General features: G+C 43.6%; 1 protein-coding gene. It reads left to right on the forward strand.

The annotated features are described in order from the left end of the window. Positions 1 to 528 (forward strand): hypothetical protein (locus DVK07_RS24085; RefSeq protein ID WP_233565581.1); only part of this gene is annotated, 528 nt, incomplete at both ends.

Genomic DNA, 528 nt, shown 5'->3' on the forward strand with positions numbered 1-528 from the left:
AATTAATGCGTTAATGACCACTTGGGCAAACTCCTTTTTCGAAGTACCTGACGCATTAGCAGAAAACGATGAAGTTCGAGAAATTTCAGTCGAATTAGTTGATAGTGAACCAATTCATGCGAAGGCAGTGGAAGGTGGAGACCGCGAAGAACAATTTAGAGAGATATTACGTGCCTTCCTTGGGACAGATTTGACGTATGAGGAAGCAACAGAACGCGTAAGGACTGAATTACCGAGATCTGAATCGCCCCACTCACACGAAACGTCTACCACATTCAACAAACAATGGGTTGATAGATTAGTTCGTAGTGAGGGTAATCGATTCTATAATCATGCAGTGTTATTAGTGTTACAAGATTCTGGAGAGGAGCGGTGTTATATCCCGTCGTTCGACGACGAAGATCGACAGAAGAAGTGTACAAGTTTGTTGGCGGAGACAGAACAGTCTGTTGATGAAATGTTAGAAAATATGCGCCGGGCGTACCGGGATGAGGAATGGGGTTCTTTTCCTCGAATTCCATATAAACC

The sequence above is a fragment of the Halorubrum sp. Atlit-26R genome (assembly GCF_003666015.1).
Lineage (GTDB): Archaea > Halobacteriota > Halobacteria > Halobacteriales > Haloferacaceae > Halorubrum.